Source organism: Micromonospora musae (genome assembly GCF_003626545.1).
Lineage (GTDB): Bacteria > Actinomycetota > Actinomycetes > Mycobacteriales > Micromonosporaceae > Micromonospora > Micromonospora musae.
Genome location: NZ_RAZS01000007.1, coordinates 148,779 through 164,392 on the forward strand (window position 1 = coordinate 148,779; position 15,614 = coordinate 164,392).

17 protein-coding genes are annotated in these 15,614 nt (G+C 74.0%); 11 read left to right on the top strand and 6 right to left on the bottom strand.

The window, feature by feature from the left end; all coding sequences use genetic code 11:
• Positions 1 to 69 precede the first annotated feature (69 nt).
• Positions 70 to 954: an HhH-GPD family protein gene (locus D7147_RS20645; protein WP_120680169.1), complete on the bottom strand. Its 885-nt coding sequence runs from the start codon at positions 952 to 954 to the stop codon at positions 70 to 72.
• A gap of 96 nt (positions 955 to 1,050) precedes the next feature.
• Here D7147_RS20645 and D7147_RS20650 point away from each other — a divergent pair, with 96 nt between their 5' ends.
• The 3 genes from D7147_RS20650 (at position 1,051) to D7147_RS20660 (ending at position 2,991) form a co-directional block, all read left to right on the top strand.
• Positions 1,051 to 1,563, top strand: a complete 513-nt coding sequence (locus D7147_RS20650) for a glycine cleavage system protein R (RefSeq protein WP_120680171.1) — start codon at positions 1,051 to 1,053, stop codon at positions 1,561 to 1,563.
• Positions 1,560 to 2,153: a peptide deformylase gene (locus D7147_RS20655; protein ID WP_199734217.1), complete on the top strand. Its 594-nt coding sequence runs from the start codon at positions 1,560 to 1,562 to the stop codon at positions 2,151 to 2,153. Before D7147_RS20650 ends, D7147_RS20655 begins: the two co-directional genes overlap by 4 nt.
• A gap of 118 nt (positions 2,154 to 2,271) precedes the next feature.
• Positions 2,272 to 2,991 carry a hypothetical protein gene (locus D7147_RS20660; RefSeq protein ID WP_120680173.1) on the top strand — a complete coding sequence of 240 codons (720 nt, stop codon included), beginning with the start codon at positions 2,272 to 2,274 and terminating at the stop codon, positions 2,989 to 2,991.
• Between the two features lie 65 nt (positions 2,992 to 3,056).
• On the opposite strand, the gene disA is transcribed toward D7147_RS20660, so the two are convergent.
• The 4 genes from disA to D7147_RS20680 form a co-directional block, all read right to left on the bottom strand.
• The gene (disA, locus tag D7147_RS20665) at positions 3,057 to 4,232 is read right to left on the bottom strand and encodes a DNA integrity scanning diadenylate cyclase DisA (protein WP_120680625.1); all 1,176 of its coding nucleotides are present in this window, start codon (positions 4,230 to 4,232) and stop codon (positions 3,057 to 3,059) included.
• A 132-nt stretch (positions 4,233 to 4,364) separates the two neighbouring features.
• Positions 4,365 to 5,819 (bottom strand): DNA repair protein RadA, encoded by a 1,455-nt coding sequence (gene radA, locus D7147_RS20670; protein WP_120680175.1) that lies wholly within the window; start codon positions 5,817 to 5,819, stop codon positions 4,365 to 4,367.
• A gap of 113 nt (positions 5,820 to 5,932) precedes the next feature.
• Positions 5,933 to 6,664, bottom strand: coding sequence for a hypothetical protein (locus D7147_RS20675; protein WP_120680177.1), 732 nt, complete (start codon positions 6,662 to 6,664; stop codon positions 5,933 to 5,935).
• 139 nt (positions 6,665 to 6,803) lie between these two features.
• Positions 6,804 to 7,643: a UbiA family prenyltransferase gene (locus D7147_RS20680; protein ID WP_120680180.1), complete on the bottom strand. Its 840-nt coding sequence runs from the start codon at positions 7,641 to 7,643 to the stop codon at positions 6,804 to 6,806.
• 46 nt (positions 7,644 to 7,689) lie between these two features.
• Between D7147_RS20680 and D7147_RS20685 the strand changes: the two genes are divergently transcribed.
• From D7147_RS20685 to D7147_RS20700, 4 genes are all read left to right on the top strand, one after another.
• Positions 7,690 to 8,451, top strand: a complete 762-nt coding sequence (locus D7147_RS20685) for a methyltransferase domain-containing protein (RefSeq protein WP_120680182.1) — start codon at positions 7,690 to 7,692, stop codon at positions 8,449 to 8,451.
• Positions 8,452 to 8,494: 43 nt separating this feature from the next.
• Positions 8,495 to 9,661, top strand: coding sequence for an acyl-CoA dehydrogenase family protein (locus D7147_RS20690; RefSeq protein WP_120680184.1), 1,167 nt, complete (start codon positions 8,495 to 8,497; stop codon positions 9,659 to 9,661).
• A 76-nt stretch (positions 9,662 to 9,737) separates the two neighbouring features.
• The gene (locus tag D7147_RS20695; protein ID WP_120680627.1) at positions 9,738 to 10,787 is read left to right on the top strand and encodes a type III polyketide synthase; all 1,050 of its coding nucleotides are present in this window, start codon (positions 9,738 to 9,740) and stop codon (positions 10,785 to 10,787) included.
• A gap of 22 nt (positions 10,788 to 10,809) precedes the next feature.
• On the top strand, positions 10,810 to 11,568 hold the full coding sequence (locus tag D7147_RS20700) for a hypothetical protein (protein ID WP_120680186.1): 759 nt from the start codon (positions 10,810 to 10,812) through the stop codon (positions 11,566 to 11,568).
• 83 nt (positions 11,569 to 11,651) lie between these two features.
• Here D7147_RS20700 and D7147_RS20705 read toward each other — a convergent pair whose 3' ends face one another.
• Positions 11,652 to 12,344 carry a hypothetical protein gene (locus D7147_RS20705; RefSeq protein ID WP_120680188.1) on the bottom strand — a complete coding sequence of 231 codons (693 nt, stop codon included), beginning with the start codon at positions 12,342 to 12,344 and terminating at the stop codon, positions 11,652 to 11,654.
• A gap of 330 nt (positions 12,345 to 12,674) precedes the next feature.
• On the opposite strand from D7147_RS20705, the gene D7147_RS20710 reads away from it, so the two are divergent.
• From D7147_RS20710 to D7147_RS20725, 4 genes are read left to right on the top strand one after another with little or no spacing between them, the layout of a single operon-like run.
• Entirely contained in the window at positions 12,675 to 13,160 is a 486-nt protein-coding gene (locus D7147_RS20710) for a CarD family transcriptional regulator (protein WP_076467066.1), read from the top strand.
• A 56-nt stretch (positions 13,161 to 13,216) separates the two neighbouring features.
• Positions 13,217 to 13,912, top strand: coding sequence for a 2-C-methyl-D-erythritol 4-phosphate cytidylyltransferase (gene ispD / locus D7147_RS20715; protein ID WP_120680190.1), 696 nt, complete (start codon positions 13,217 to 13,219; stop codon positions 13,910 to 13,912).
• A 13-nt stretch (positions 13,913 to 13,925) separates the two neighbouring features.
• Positions 13,926 to 14,411 (top strand): 2-C-methyl-D-erythritol 2,4-cyclodiphosphate synthase, encoded by a 486-nt coding sequence (gene ispF, locus D7147_RS20720; protein ID WP_120680629.1) that lies wholly within the window; start codon positions 13,926 to 13,928, stop codon positions 14,409 to 14,411.
• Positions 14,412 to 14,421: 10 nt separating this feature from the next.
• The gene (locus tag D7147_RS20725; RefSeq protein WP_120680192.1) at positions 14,422 to 15,447 is read left to right on the top strand and encodes a tetratricopeptide repeat protein; all 1,026 of its coding nucleotides are present in this window, start codon (positions 14,422 to 14,424) and stop codon (positions 15,445 to 15,447) included.
• Positions 15,448 to 15,614: the final 167 nt, after the last annotated feature.

Genomic DNA, 15,614 nt, shown 5'->3' on the forward strand with positions numbered 1-15,614 from the left:
CGACTCGACTTCAAGGAAGTCGGGTCATCCGGCCACGCGGACAGCCCGACTTCAAGGAAGTCGAGTCGATCAATAGCCGTCGCCGACGAGGCGGTACGAGTCGTCGCCGACCGGCTCGACGAGGCCGTCCTGGACCAGACCGGTCAGTGCCCGGGTGCGCTGCGCGCCGTCGGTCCACACCTGGTCGAGACGCTGCCGCGGCACCGGTCCGGTCGTCTCACGGAGCACCCCGAGCAGCAGCCCGCGTACCTGGCGGTCGGTGCCCGCGTACCGCTGGGGGCGGCGGGTGGGGCCGGCCGGCGCGGCCTGCCCGGACGCGCGCCAGGCGCAGGTCGACTCGACGGGGCAGAGGTCGCAGCGCGGTGACCTGGCGGTGCAGATGACCGCCCCCAACTCCATGAACGCCGCGCTGGCGAGCGCCGCCGCGGCCGGTTCCGCCGGCAGGAGCGCCTCGGTGGCGAGCAGGTCCGCCGGGCGGGTGGCGGGTCCGGCGTCGGGTTCGCCGGCCACCGCGCGGCAGACCACCCGCCGTACGTTGGTGTCGACGACCGGGTGGCGCTGCCCGTACGCGAAGGCGGCGACCGCACGGGCCGTGTACGTGCCGACGCCCGGCAACGCCAGCAGTTGGTCGAGCCGGTCCGGGACCTTCCCGCCGTGCCGCTCCACGATCGCCGTCGCGCACTCCCGGAGCCGTAGGGCCCGGCGCGGGTAGCCGAGCCGTCCCCACATCCGGATCGCCTCGGCGGGGCTCTCCGCCGCCAGCGCGGCCGGCACCGGCCACCGGGCGAGCCACGCCTCGTACGCGGGCAGCACCCGGACCACCGGCGTCTGCTGAAGCATCACCTCGCTGACCAGGATCGCCCACGGGCTGACGCCCGGTTTGCGCCACGGCAGGTCGCGGGCGTTCTCCTCGTACCAGCGGCTGACCAGGGTGGCGAACGTCGGCTCACTCATCGTTCGCCGATCATGTCACGCGTCGCTCTTCCCGTAGCGTGGGCAGCCTGGGCGGGGCGACTCCGGCCCGGGGGTCGGGTCGGCGAGAATGCGCGAATGAACGAGCTCGCGATCACCGTCATCGGCCGGGACCGTCCGGGCATCGTGGCCGACGTCGCCGAGGTCCTCGCCCGGTTGGGTGCGAACCTCACCGACAGCACGATGACCCGGTTGCGGGGCCACTTCGCGATGACGCTGATCTGCGTGGGTCCTGCGGCCGCCGAGGTGGAGGCCGCGCTGGCGCCGCTCGCCGCGGACAGCCAGCTGCTGGCGACCGTACGCGCGGTCACCCCGGACGGCGCTGCGGCGTCGGCTGGCGAGCCGTACGTGATGGCCGTGCACGGGGCGGACCGGATGGGGATCGTGGCGGCGATCACGCGGGTCCTCGCCGACGTGGGCGGCAACGTCACCGACCTGAGCACCCGGCTGGCCGGCTCCCTCTACGTGGTGGTCGCCGAGGTCGACCTGCCGGCCGGCACCGCCGACGACCTGGTCGACCGGCTGGACCGGGCCGCCGCCGAGCTGGGCGTCGAGGTCAGCCTCCGGCCCGCGGATCCGGATCTGCTGTGAGCGACGGGGTGCGCGGGTCCGACGCGGCCGGCGACGAGGAGTACGCCGGGCTGGGTGACTGGACGCCGGAGGCGCTGGGCGTCCATGGTGAGGTCCGTCCGGTGGTGACCGCCCCGCATCCGGCGCTCAGCCGGGCGGGCGCCGCGGTGGATCCCACCTCGGCGGAGACGGTCCGGCTGGCCGCCGACCTGATCGCCACCATGCGGGTCTCGCCCGGTTGCGTGGGCCTCGCGGCTCCGCAGGTCGGGGTGGGCGCCCAGGTCTTCGCGGTCGAGGTGACCGGGCATCCGAAGGCCGTCACCGTGCACGGCACCTTCGTGCTCTGCAACGCCCGGGTGGTCGAGGCGACCCGCTGGAAGGCCGGGCGCGAGGGGTGCATGTCGGTGCCGGATCTGACCGGGGACGTGAAACGGGCCAGCCGTCTGGTGGTGGCGGGTGAGTTGCCGGGCACCGGCGCCGCCGTGCGACTGGTCGCCGACGGCTTCGAGGCCCGCGCGCTCCAGCACGAGATCGACCACTGCGCGGGGCTGCTCTTCCTCGACCGGGTGGCCGGTGCGCACGCCGTTTACCAGCGCAAGGTCTACCTCTGAGCCCGCCGCCCGGTTGGGCTAGGCTGTCGACAGTGGATGCCGATCTTGGCGCGGTGGTGAACCTTCCGGCGCGTCGTGTCGCGCCACGGCGCTGCTACGCGGATACGGTGGGGGCATCATGCGTCTGACGGTCGGCCCCCTGGCACCCGCCGTTTACTGGCGGCGTCGCGCCGTCGTACTCGGAGCGGGGCTTCTCTTCCTGATTGTCCTGCTCTACTCGTGCACCGGGTCGGGTAACACCGGCGACAAGAAGCCGCAGGCCGGGGTGAGCCCGACCTCGTCGGGCAGTCCGAGCCCGACCCAGACGCTGCTCACCCCGAAGACCGGGGCGCCCCCGCCCGAGGTGTCGGGAAGCCCCGACGGCGGCGACGGAAGCGCAGGCGCGCCCACCTCGCAGGGCGACGACACCCCGACGACTCCCGTGAACGGTGGGGGCAACGACGGGAGCTGCGCCGACGCCGAGATCAAGGTGACCGCCGTGGCGCTGCCCGCCTCGGTGGGCGTCGGCGCCTCCGCCGACCTGCAGTTGCGGATCAAGAACGTCTCCGACCGGACGTGCAGCCGCGACGTCGGCGCAAGCCTCCAGGAGATCTTCATCAAGTCCGGTGCGGAGAAGATCTGGTCCTCCGACACCTGTGGTCAGGCCAAGGGCTCGGACGTGAAGTCGTTCACGCCGAACATCGAGCACATGTTCCAGGTGACCTGGAACGGCCGGGACACCACCCGATGCGCGGACGGGTTGGCGGCCGGGCCGCAGGTGCAGCCCGGGACGTACCAGGTCTTCGCCCGGGTGGACACGAAGCTCAGCGAGCCGCTGAAGCTGACCGTCAACGACTGAGCGCGGCCCGGGAGTCGCCGCCGCGCAGGTCGGGTCCGAGCATTGCCGGCCTGCGCCGGGACGGGTCAGACGTACCGCTCGAGGATGGACGCCTCGGCGAGCCGGGAGAGGCCCTCGCGTACGCCGCGTGCCCGTGCGTCGCCCACGCCCTCGACCGCCTGGAGATCCTCCACCGTCGCGCCCAGCAGCCGCTGGAGGCTGCCGAAGTGCAGGACCAGCCGGTCGACCACGGCGGCGGGCAGCCGGGGCACCTTGGCGAGCAGCCGGAAACCGCGTGGGCTGACCGCCGCGTCCAGCGCGTCGGACGCGGCCGGGTAGCCGATCGCCTTGGCGACCGAGACCAGGTCGATCAGCTCGGTGGCCCCGAGCAGGTCCAGCTCGACCAGCGCCTCGTCCAGGGTGCGCGACTTGCGGCCGGCCGGGAGGTAGTCCCGGATGACGAGCGTACGGTCGGCGTCGACCCCCGCCATCAGCTCGTCGAGCTGCAGCGCCAGCAGCCGGCCGTCGGTGCCGAGCTCGACCACGTAGCCGGCGATCTCGTCGGCGATCCGGCGGACCATCTCCAGCCGCTGCACGACGGCGACCGCGTCCCGTACGGTGACCAGGTCCTCGATCTCCAGCGCGGAGAGCGTGCCGGAGACCTCGTCGAGGCGGAGCTTGTAGCGCTCGAGGGTGGCCAGCGCCTGGTTGGCCCGGGAGAGGATGGCGGCCGAGTCGTCCAGCACGTGCCGCTGGCCGTTGACGTAGAGGCTGATGATCCGCATCGACTGGCTGACCGAGATGACCGGGTAGCCGGTCTGCCGGGCCACCCGCTCGGCGGTGCGGTGCCGGGTGCCGGACTCCTCGGTCGGGATGGACGGGTCGGGCATCAGGTGCACGGCGGCCCGGACGATGCGGGTGCCGTCGCTGGAGAGCACCACGGCGCCGTCCATCTTGCACAGTTCCCGGATCCGGGTCGCGGAGAACTCGACGTCGAGGGGGAAGCCGCCGGTGCAGAGCCCTTCCACGACCTTGTCGTAGCCGAGGACGATCAGCGCGCCCGTGCGGCCGCGCAGGATCCGCTCGAGGCCGTCGCGCAGCGCGGTGCCGGGCGCCATCAACGCCAGGTTCGCGCGCAGCGGGTCACCCACGGCGCCGCCGGCCACGTTCACGCTGATCGGACGGGCGGGCGAGCCCACGGGGCCGGTGCGGGCGTGGGGTGTCGCGCCGGCAGGCTTGGTGGTATCGCGGTCGATCGGCACGGGCACAGTCTACGGACTGCCGTGCGGTGGGTGCTGTCGTGGTTACTGTGATGTGTCACGATGCGCCGTCGTCCGGCCCGTGACGCCCTGTCCGGTATCGCCCTCGCGGTCCGGTCGCCCGGCCACGGTGGGTCACTCCGCCGACGCACGCGCGGCAGCCTGCAACGCCGACCGGACATCGGTGACCTCCATCACCCGCATCTGGTTCGCCGTCACGCCCGTCGACTCCGGCCCGCACCCGGGCGGGACGAGCGCGAGCCGGAACCCCAGCCGGGCGGCCTCGGCCAGCCGGCGCGGCACCGCGCCGACCCGCCGGACCTCTCCGGTGAGCCCGACCTCGCCGATCGCCACGAGATGCGGCGCGATGGCCAGGTTGAGCCCGCCGGAGGCGACCGCGAGCGCCACCGCCAGGTCGGCGGCCGGCTCGACCACGCGGATGCCGCCGACCGTCGCGGCGAAGACCTCCCGGTCGTGCAGGGTGAGCCGTTCGGTGCGCCGTTGCAGTACCGCCAGCACCATCGCCAACCGGGCCGAGTCGAGGCCGGAGACGGTACGCCGGGGGGAGCCGGCCACCGTCGCGCCGATGAGCGCCTGCACCTCGGTGACGAGCGCCCGCCGGCCCTCCATCGCCACGGTGACGCAGGTGCCGGGCACCGGCTCGGCGTAGCGGGTCAGGAAGAGGCCGGAGGGGTCGGCGAGGCTGGTGATGCCGCCCTCGTGCATCTCGAAGCAGCCGACCTCGTCGGCCGCGCCGAACCGGTTCTTGACGCCGCGCACCATCCGCAGCGAGGAGTGCTTGTCGCCCTCGAAGTGCAGCACCACGTCGACCAGGTGCTCGAGCACCCGGGGGCCGGCGACCTGGCCCTCCTTGGTCACGTGGCCGACCAGGACCGTGGCGATGCCCCGCTCCTTGGCGACGGAGACCAGCGCGGCCGTGACCGCCCGGACCTGCGTCACGCCGCCGGGCACGCCCTCGGTGCCGGGGGTGGAGATGGTCTGCACCGAGTCGAGCACCAGCAGCCCGGGCTTCACCGCGTCGAGGTGGCCGAGCACCGCTGACAGGTCGCTCTCGGCGGCCAGGTAGAGCTGGTCGTGCAGGGTGCCCATCCGCTCGGCGCGCAGCCGCACCTGGCTGACCGACTCCTCGCCGCTGACCACCAGTGACGGGCTGCCCGCCCCGGCGGCCCACTGCTGGGCCACGTCGAGCAGCAGGGTGGACTTGCCGACGCCCGGCTCGCCGGCGAGCAGCACCACGGCGCCGGGCACCAGGCCCCCACCGAGCACCCGATCGAGCTCACTCACCCCGGTCGGCCGGGCCCGGGCGGGTGCGGCGCTGATGGTGGCGATCGGTCGGGCGGGCTCGGCCGGCATCCGCGAGCTGACCACCCGGCCGGAGACGGTCGGCCCGGTGACGGTGCTCTCGACCACGGAGCCCCACTCGCCGCACTCCGGGCAGCGCCCCACCCACTTGGGCGGCTGGTGGCCGCACGCGTCGCACTCGTAGGCCGGGCGAGGCTCACGAGCGGCGGCGCGGCCGCGCGTGCCGGCCGCCGCGCCGCGGGCGGAGGTGGATCGGGAGGTCGTCACACCAGGACGCTAGCCCGGCGGTACGACCGAATGGCGCAGACCCCGCCGTACGACGGAACACCCCGGCGTGGGGCTTGCCACGCCGGGGTGTTCCGGGAACTCGTTGCGACTGGTCAGTCGCCGTGCTGGGCGTCGCCCGCCGGCTCCTCGCCACCCTCCCGGTGCACGATCGGCGACGGCGGGGCGGCCGGGGTGAGCGGCACCGCGATCGGGGCCGGCCCCGTGATGGTGTTCCCGTTGCCGAAGTCGAACGTGACGACGACGTTCTGGCCGGAGTGCAGCGACTCGTTGAGGCCGAGCAGCTGGAGCATGCGGTCGGACTGCTGGTTCAGCTGGATGTAGCTCAGCGGCGCGATCTCGAAGCGCGCCGGCTCCCCGGCCGGGGCCGACGGCGACGGGCTGGCGGAGTCCGACGGGCTGGCCGAGTCCGACGGGCTTCCGGAGTCCGACGGCGAGGCCGAGCCGCTCGGCGAGGCCGACTCCGACGGCGACCCGGACGGGGTCGGGCTGGCCGACGCGCCGGTCCGGGTGATCACGACCTCGCGGGCGTCCTGGCTGGTGACGGTGACGGTGACCGGCTCCTGCGAGTCGTTGTAGATCACCGCGTTGAGCAGCGCGTCCTCGCCGGCCCGGTAGCCCTCCACGCCGGGGAAGTCGACCAGCAGGCCGCGTACCGCGAGCTTGCCGTCCTCGGTCTCGATGTTGACGCCCTGGACCGACGGCACCTTCTCGGCGGTCTCCGATATCTGGCCGGCGCCGCACCCGGACAGCAGCAGGCTCGTCGCCGCCGCCACGCCGGACAGCAGCAGGGCCGCCCGCCGGGAACCCCTGATCGAGCGCGTCACGTCGGTCCTCCTCGTCACGATCCCACCCGGTGCGTACGCCGGGCACGGTGGCCATGCCCGCGCAGACCGCGCTCCAGGGTAATTGGGGCTGATCGAGGGCCGCACTCCGACCCGGGGATGCCACCTCCCGGAGTGATGCTCAAACCACCCGGCCGCTCGTGACCAGCAGCACCACGTCGATGAGCGCCACCAGCATCACCGCGCGGAAGGCGGCCACCGGGCGCCGCCCCGAGCGGGCCGCGCCCCGCCCGCCGTACCAGCTGAGCGGCGGAACCACGACGGCGGTGACGACCGCGGCGAGCCCGACCCCGGACGGTGGCCCGGGCGGGCCGAGGACGAGCGTGCCCGTCGCCGCGAGCAGCAGCACCGCGGCGGCCACCCGGCTTCCCGCCGCGCCGATGCGGTGGGGCAGGCCGCGCACCCCCGTGCGGGCGTCGTCGGCCAGGTCGGGCAGGACGTTGGCGAAGTGCGCACCGGCCCCGAGGCAGGCGGCCGCGGCCACCAGCCAGATCGGCGGCGCCGGTGCCCCGGGCAGCGCCAGGACCACGAAGGCGGGCAGGGTGCCGAAGGAGAACGCGTAGGGCAGCACCGACGCCGGCCCTGACTTGAGCGGCCAGTCGTAGAGCAGCGCCGAGACAAGCCCGGCGGTCATCCAGGCCGCCGCGGTGGGGTTCGTCGAGAGCGCCAGCACCGGGGTGGCGAGCGCGGCCAGCACCGCCCCGACGGCCACGATGCGCCGGCTGACCGCGCCGGCGGGGATCGGTTTGTCGGTACGCCCGACCGCGGTGTCCCGCCCGGCGTCGAGCGCGTCGTTGGCCCAGCCCACCGCGAGCTGGCTGGCCAGCACGGTGAGGACGACGGCGACCACCCCGGCGGGCCGGTGTCCCACCCCGACGGCCAGCAGACCGGCCACCAGGGTCACCGCCGCGGCCGGTTCCGGATGGCTCGCCCTGACCAGCCCTAACACCGAAGTCGACATAAGAGAAGTCTGGTTGTTACCCGGGAGTCGTGCCACGCTCGATTCCATGCGAGACGCGGCTGCGGCGCCCACCAGGTCCAGGGTGCTGCCGCGCAACGATCCGCGCCAGTACGACGACCTGGTCGACGAGTGGTGGCGGCCCGACGGTGTCTTCGCGATGCTGCACTGGCTCGCCGAGGCCCGGGCGGCCCTGGTGCCGCCGGCCGACCGTCCCGACGCGTTGCTGGTGGACCTCGGCTGCGGGGCCGGGCTGCTCGCACCGCACGTCGCCGGCAAGGGCTATCGGCACGTGGGTGTCGACCTGACCCGTTCGGCCCTGGCCCAGGCCGCCGCGCACGGCGTGACACCGGTCAACGGCGACGCGACGGCGGCGCCGCTCGCGAACGGCTGCGCCGACGTGGTGGCCGCCGGCGAGGTGCTCGAGCACGTTCCGCAGTGGCGTAGCGCGGTGGCCGAGGCGTGCCGCCTGCTCCGGCCGGGCGGGCTGCTGGTGCTCGACACCTTGAACGACAACTTCCTGAGCCGGCTGGTCGCGGTCCACATCGGGGAGCGGTTGCCGACCGTGCCACGCGGCATCCACGACCCGCGGTTGTTCGTGGATGCCCGCGCGTTGGTCGCCGAGTGCGCCCGGCACGGCGTCACGCTGCAGCTGCGCGGTGTGCGACCGGAGGTACGCGGCCTGCTCGGCTGGCTGCTGCGCCGGGCGCGGGGTGCCGCGGGGGCCGCCTCGGACGGCCGGGCCCCGCGGATCGTTCCGACGCGCTCGACCGCGGTGCTGTACCAGGGCTGGGGGGTCCGGAAAGGATAGTTCGGACCCCGGCGGGGGTAAGGACGCCGAAGAGGGGGCGTAGATGACGGTGCATGCGTTGGAGGCGGTCCGCCGGTTGGCGCCGCGACTCGCCGCCCGGGCGGCCGAGCACGACCGGGAGGGCACCTTCCCGGTCGAGGACTTCGAGGATCTCCGCGAGGCGGGTCTCTTCGGCCTGATGGTGCCTCGCGAGCTGGGCGGGTTCGGCGCGACGTTCGCCGAGTACGCGGCCGTCGCCACCGAGCTCGCCAAGGGCAACGGCGCCACCGCGCTGGTCTTCAACATGCACGCCTCGGTGACCGGAGCGCTCGGTGCGGTCACCGAGGAGCTGGCCGAGGCGCTCGGCGTGCCGGACGACGCGCTCGCCGCCCGGGACCGGCTGCTGCGGGCGGCCGCCGACGGCGCCTGGTACGCGGTGGCGATGAGCGAGCGTGGTGCGGGCGCCCGCCTCTCCCAGCTCAGCACCGTCTACGAGCCGGTCGAGGGCGGCTGGCACCTGAAGGGCAGCAAGACGTTCTGCTCCGGCGCCGGGCACGCCGACGGCTACCTGGTCGCCGCGCGCAGCGCCGCCGATCCGTCGGTGGTCTCCCAGTTCCTGGTGCCCGCCGGGGCCGGGCTCACCGTCGAGCCGACCTGGGACGCGCTCGGCATGCGCGCCACCGCCTCGCACGACCTGCATCTGGAGCTGACGGTCCCGACCGACCGTCTGCTCGGTGGGGTCGAGGGGCTGGCGCTGATGGTCGCCCAGCTCATGCCGCACTGGCTGGTGGCCAGCTACGCGGCCGTCTACGTCGGGGTGGCCCGGGCGGCGATCGAGGCGGCGGCCGAGCACCTGAACGCCCGCAACCTCGCCGGGCTGCCGGCGGTGCGGGCGCGACTCGGTCGCGCCGACGCGGCGGTGGCGGCTGCCGAGTTGGTGGTGGGCGAGGCGGCCCGCCGGGTGGACGAGGCGCCGGGCGACGCCGAGACCAATCGCTGGGTGTGGCGGGCGAAGCTGCTCGCCGGCACGACCGCCGCCGAGGTGGCCGCGTCGATGCTGGAGGCGGCCGGCACCTCGGCCACCCGACGGGGCCACCCGTTGGAGCGGCTCTACCGGGACGCCCGGTGCGGATCGCTGCATCCGGCCACCTCGGACGTCTGCGCCGACTGGCTCGGCATCGCCGCCTTGGGGGGTGACCCGGACCGCGACGGCTCGGCCCCTCGTTGGTGAGCGTGGAGCCGTCCGGAGCCGCCCCGGATGGGGGGACGGCTCGGGGGAGGGCGGCGTCGGACGAGAGGTGGGGATCGTGTCGGTTCCAGTGATCGCGGGCCTCGGGACGGCGCAGCCGCCGTCGGCCCGGCAGGACGAGTTGTGGGAGGGCTTCTTCTCCCGGCACTTCACCGGCGCCACCCGGTCGTTGGCGGAGCGCATCTTCGCCCACTCCGGGGTCACCACCCGGCAGGCCGCGGTCAATCCGCTGCTGGAGGACGTCTCCGACTGGCCGACCGAGCGGCGGATGCGCCGTTACCTGGTGGAGGCGTTGCCGCTGGGCAAGGAGGCGGTGGGCCGGGCGTTGACCGCCGCCGGTCTGGACGCGGGTGACATCGGGCTCTTCGTGGTCTGTTCGTGCACCGGGTACGCCACTCCGGGGCTGGACATCCTGCTCGCCCGGGACCTCGGCATGGCCCCCGGCACCCAGCGGATGTTCGTCGGGCACATGGGTTGCTACGCGGCGCTGCCGGGGCTGGGTGCGGCGAGCGACTTCGTGGCGGCGCGGGGTCGCCCGGCGCTGCTGCTCTGTGCCGAGCTGACCAGCCTGCACATCCAGCCGTCGACGGCCCGGGTGGACACCCAGCAGATCGTCTCGCACGCGCTCTTCTCGGACGCGGCGGTCGCCGCCGTGTTGCTGCCGGGTGGCCCCGGGTACGCGTTGCGCGAGGTCACCTCGGTCACCGACACCTCCACGGCCGACCACATGACCTGGGACGTCACCGACGCCGGTTTCCGGATGGGGTTGTCGCCGAAGGTGCCGCAGGTGCTCTCCAGGCATGTGCGGGGCCTGGTCGACGACCTGCTGGCCCGGCACGGCACCACCATCGACGAGCTGGACGGCTGGGCGGTGCATCCGGGCGGTCCCCGCATCCTCAACGTGGTGGAGCGGGAGCTGGGGTTGCCGGCGCAGGCGCTGGTGGCGTCCCGCGCGACGCTGGACGAGCATGGCAACTGCTCCTCCCCGACGGTGCTGCTCATCCTGGACCGGCTGCAGCGTGCTCCGGTCCCGCCGGAGCGGATCCTGATGCTCGCCTTCGGCCCGGGCCTCACGCTCTACGCCGTACTGCTCGATCGACAGGGCTGAGCGTCCGGCTTACTCTCGGTGGGTGGACGTCGATGCGCAGGACCGGCTGCGTGGTCGGGTGTTGGTCGGTGCCACCGTGCTCGCCCTGGTCGTCGGTGGCTGGTGGTGGCGGGCCGCCGCGCCGGAGGACGAGAGGGCGCTCGGCCTGGCCGCGTCGGTACCCGGGCTGGCTGCCCGGGCGCCGGGTGCGGCTCCTCCGATTGCCGGTCTGACCGCGCGGGCGACGGATATGCGGATCGGCCCCATGGACGTCGACCCTGGTGCCGTCTACGAGGTGGATCCGGCCACCGGAGTGGCTGTCCGCGCCGAACCCGGCGACAGGCTGGTCTTCCGGGTGGAGCCGGATGGTTCCGTCTTTCGGGTCGATCCGGAGACCGGCGAGGTCGTCCGGGTCGAGTCGGGAGCCGGAGCCACCGGTTCCGGCAGCGGCCGGTACGGCGGCGGCCGAGCGGCGACCGGCGGGGCGAATCGGCCGCTCTATCTGCCGCCGACCTCGGACATGCTCTGGCAGGAGATGGTCACCCTGACGCAGCAGGGGGTGACCCGGCAGGTGGGCAGCCGCCAGGGTGCCCGGTTCCGGCTCCTGTTCCGCTGCGCGGGGCCCGGCGAACTCCACATCGAGATCAGCGGCGGCCGGAGCTCCGGCGGGAACGGGTCGGACTGTGACGGCGCGCTCCGGACGCAGGTGGTGACCGGGACGGGTGGGCCGCTGCGGGTCTCGCTCGCGGCGGCCGACGCCGAGTGGGTGCGGATCGTGGCACAGCTGGTGCGGCTGGGCTGAGGGTCCGTAACTCCGGCCGGCGTCCGCTCAGCCGGCGGGCGGTGCTCTCGGGCTGAGGGTCCGTAACTCCGGCCGGCGTCCGCTCAGGCGGCGAGCGCGGTCAGGTCGGCGCGGTACGTCTCGATCGGGCCGAGCTGGGGCAGCACCCGGACCACCGTGCCGGAGCGGTCGACGAGTACGGCCACCGCGGCGTCCGGGCGGGGTGACAGGTGCAGGAACGAGCGCAGCCCACCGGCGGGGTCGGCGAGCGTACGCGTGCCCGTCGATCCGCCGGGCGGGGCGGAGGGCGCCGACCGGCCACCCGTGACGGCCACCAGATTCACCTGGGGTGGGGCCGCAGCGGCGGCCTCGCTCACCCGTTCGGGGCAGGCGCAGCCGTCGACCAAGATGATCATCATGGGCAGGAGGCTGCGCAGCGGCACCGGATTCTGCCCGGTGTCGACCAGGTCCAGCGCGGGCAGCGGCCGTCCGGTCGGCGCGGCGGGTGGGGCCGCCGGGCTCGAACTCACTCCTTCGGCGGGGGTGGCGGTCGGGCCGGGCCGGGTGACGGCGGCGAGGCCGGCGAGTGTGATGAGCACGGCCACCACCAGCCACACGAGGGGCTGCCGGAGCGCCCCGAACCGTCTCCGGGCGGCCAGCCGGGCGCGTTCGCGCAGCTCGCGTCGGACCTGCGCGGCCTCCTGCGCGAGCGCCGAGGCGTCGTCCGGTACGACCACCCGACCCCACTCCGGCGGCAGGTCGGGCAGCCCGTTCCCCCCTGTGCCCGGCGTATTCATCGCCGCCCCCCTGGAACCGTCTCTTGGAGCCGACATTGGCTCACCTTCCAGCCTCGCGTACGGGGGGCAGCTCCCGCTACACCTGGGCGCAGAACCGCCCGGCGGGATACCATGGGAAGAGCGCATAGCCCTTGATCTCGACGTTCCGTTCACCCGACCCGGGTGTCATCCGGCGGTCACGGAGCGTGTTCAAACCATCGGTTTGGCCGCCTGTCAAGTCGAAGAAAGACCTCTCACAGGGCCCCTGAGCTGCGCCAACGGTCAGGACAGCGGTGAGACATCGGTGCCTGAGCGTGTTACCCTAGACACAGCGAAAGGGGTTTCGAACCTATGGTTTTCAGTGTCGGCGAGACCGTTGTTTACCCCCACCACGGGGCCGCACTCATCGAGGCAATCGAGACTCGGGTCATCAAGGGCGAGGAGAAGCAGTACCTCGTTCTGAGGGTCGCGCAGGGTGACCTCACGGTCCGGGTTCCCGCTGAGAACGCCGAGATCGTGGGTGTGCGCGAGGTGGTCGGCGAAGAGGGCCTGGGCAAGGTCTTCGACGTGCTCCGTGCCCCGCACACCGAGGAGCCGACCAACTGGTCGCGGCGTTACAAGGCAAACCTGGAGAAGCTCGCCTCCGGCAACCCGCTGAAGGTCGCCGAGGTTGTGCGTGACCTGTGGCGTCGTGAGCGGGAGCGGGGTCTCTCCGCCGGCGAGAAGCGCATGCTGGCGAAGGCCCGGGACATTCTCGTCGGCGAGGTCGCGCTGGCCGAGAAGAGCACCAAGGACGAGGCGGAGACGCTGCTCGACAAGGTGCTGGCCGAGGCCTAGTCCGCAGAGCATCGTCGTACCCAGTCTGTAGCGAAGAAACCACCGAGGACCGCGACGTGACCGCGCAGCTCAATCCGCGCGGTGACGTCGCGGTCCTCGTCCCTGCGGCGGGTGCCGGCGTACGGCTCGGCCCCGGCCGACCCAAGGCGCTGCGCCTGCTCGCGGGGGAGCCACTTCTGGTGCACGCGGTGCGCCGGCTCGCCGAGGCCCGCAGCGTGCACACCATCGTCGTCGCGGCGCCCGTGGCCGAGGTCGACGCGGTCCGGGAGCTGCTCGCCCCGGTGGCACCGGTGAGCGTGGTGCCGGGTGGCGCGGAGCGGCAGGCGTCCGTGGCCGCCGCGCTCGCGGCGGTGCCCGCCGGTCCGGAGATCATCCTGGTGCACGACGCGGCCAGAGCGCTCACGCCGCCGAGTCTGGTCGAGGCCGTGGCCGCGGCGGTCCGCGCGGGTCGGCCCGCGGTCATCCCGGTGCTGCCGGTCGTCGACACGATCAAGGAGGTCGACGCCGGGGAGGTCGTTCTCGGCACCGTCGACCGCTCCGCCCTGCGGGCGGTGCAGACCCCGCAGGGCTTCCTCCGGTCGGTGCTCACCTCGGCGCACGCCGCGGCCGGCGACCCGCTCACCGACGACGCCGGTCTGGTGGAGAAGCAGGGCGTTCCGGTCTCCTGCGTGTCGGGTTCGGAGTACGCTCTCAAGATCACTCGCCCGTTCGACCTGGCGCTCGCCGAGCATCTGCTGGCCGGCGGCGGTTGACGCGTACCCTCTGATCATGATCGTTCCCCGGGTGGCCATCGGCACCGACGTGCACGCCTTCTCGGCCGGTCGGCCGTGCTGGGTGGCCGGCCTGCACTGGCCGGACCAGGACGGGCTGGCCGGGCACTCCGACGCCGACGTCGCTGCCCACGCCGCCTGCAACGCCCTGCTCTCCGCGGCGGGCCTCGGTGACCTGGGCGCGAACTTCGGCGTCGACCAGCCGGAGTGGGCCGGGGCGTCGGGGGTCGCGCTGCTCACCGAGTCGGCCCGCCGGGTCCGCGCCGAGGGGCTGACGATCGGCAACGTCTCGGTGCAGGTGATCGGGAACCGGCCGAAGATCGGGCCGCGCCGGGCGGAGGCCGAGCAGGTGCTCTCCGCCGCCGTCGGCGCGCCGGTCACCGTCTCCGCCGCGACGACCGACGGGCTCGGCTTCACCGGACGCGGCGAAGGGCTCACCGGAATCGCGGTGGCTCTGGTGTACGAGGCGCCGGCCGCCTAGGCTCGCCGCGATGTCCAGCGACGCCGCCTCCGACCAGTCCGCCGCCGACGGCTACTTCCAGCGGGCGCAGCTCCTCGCCGAGCTCGGCCGCTACGACGAGGCCGCCGCGGAGGTCTCGTACGTGGTGGCGGTCGAGCCGGCCAACGCGGCCGCGCTGACGCTCCTCGCCCGCCTGCACGTCGCCGCCGAGCGGCCCACCGAGGCGCTCACCGCCGCCGACGCGGCGATCGCCGCCGCCCCGGGCGTCGTCGCGCCGCTGCTGGCCCGCGGGCTGGCCCTCGCCGACCTGGAGCGGTACGCGGAGACGGCCCGGGTTGCCGACGAGATCCTGGCGATCGGCCCGGACGACGCGTACGCCCAGCGGAGCGCGGCCGCGCTCCTGGCCGGCTCCCGCAACGGCCAGACGGCGTTGAACGCGGCCTGGCGCGCGGTGGAGCTGACGCCCGAGGAGCCCGAGTCGCATCTGGTGCTCGGCCTGGTGGCCGCGAACATGCGGCTCTACGACCTCGCCGAGCGGGCCTACCGGGAAGCGCTGCGCCTGGACCCGCAGCTCGCCGAGGCGCGCCACGACATCGGGGTGATCCGGCTGGAGCAGCGGCGCTGGAGTGAGGCGTTGGAGCACCTCGCCGAGGCCGCCGCGATGAACCCGGGGCAGATCGACTCGCGCCGTACGATCTCCGCCGGCCTGCGGCAGCTGGTGCTCTACGGCGCCGGCTGGTCGATGATCACCGCGGTGCTGATCGCCTGCCTCGCGCCCGCCGGGGCGGGGCTCTCCCGCGTCGCCGCGACGTTCGCCGCGCTCGGTGGGGCGCTGGTCATCTGGCGCTTCGCCGCCCGGATGCCGGGCCTGGCGCGGACCGTCCTGCCGGGGCTGCTCCGCTCCGACCGCGCGCTGGCTCTGGCCGTCTACGCGGCGATCGCCTCGCCGGCGTTGATCCTGCTCTACGCCCTCGTCGGCACCCCGTGGCCGCTGGTGCTGGCGATCGCCGTGGCCGCCGTCGCCGAGGTAGTGGTCGCCACCCGAACCCCAGCCTGACCACCGACCTACGTCCCGGAAAATCCACCAGCGCCGCCTGGCTCAACCCGGTAGGGACCCGCCGACGCCACCGATCGGAGATCCACCAGCGCGGCCTGGCTCGACCCGGTCGGGGTTTCGCCGGAGCCCGACCCGCGGAGGGATCAAGCCTGACCGCCCGGAGCGGG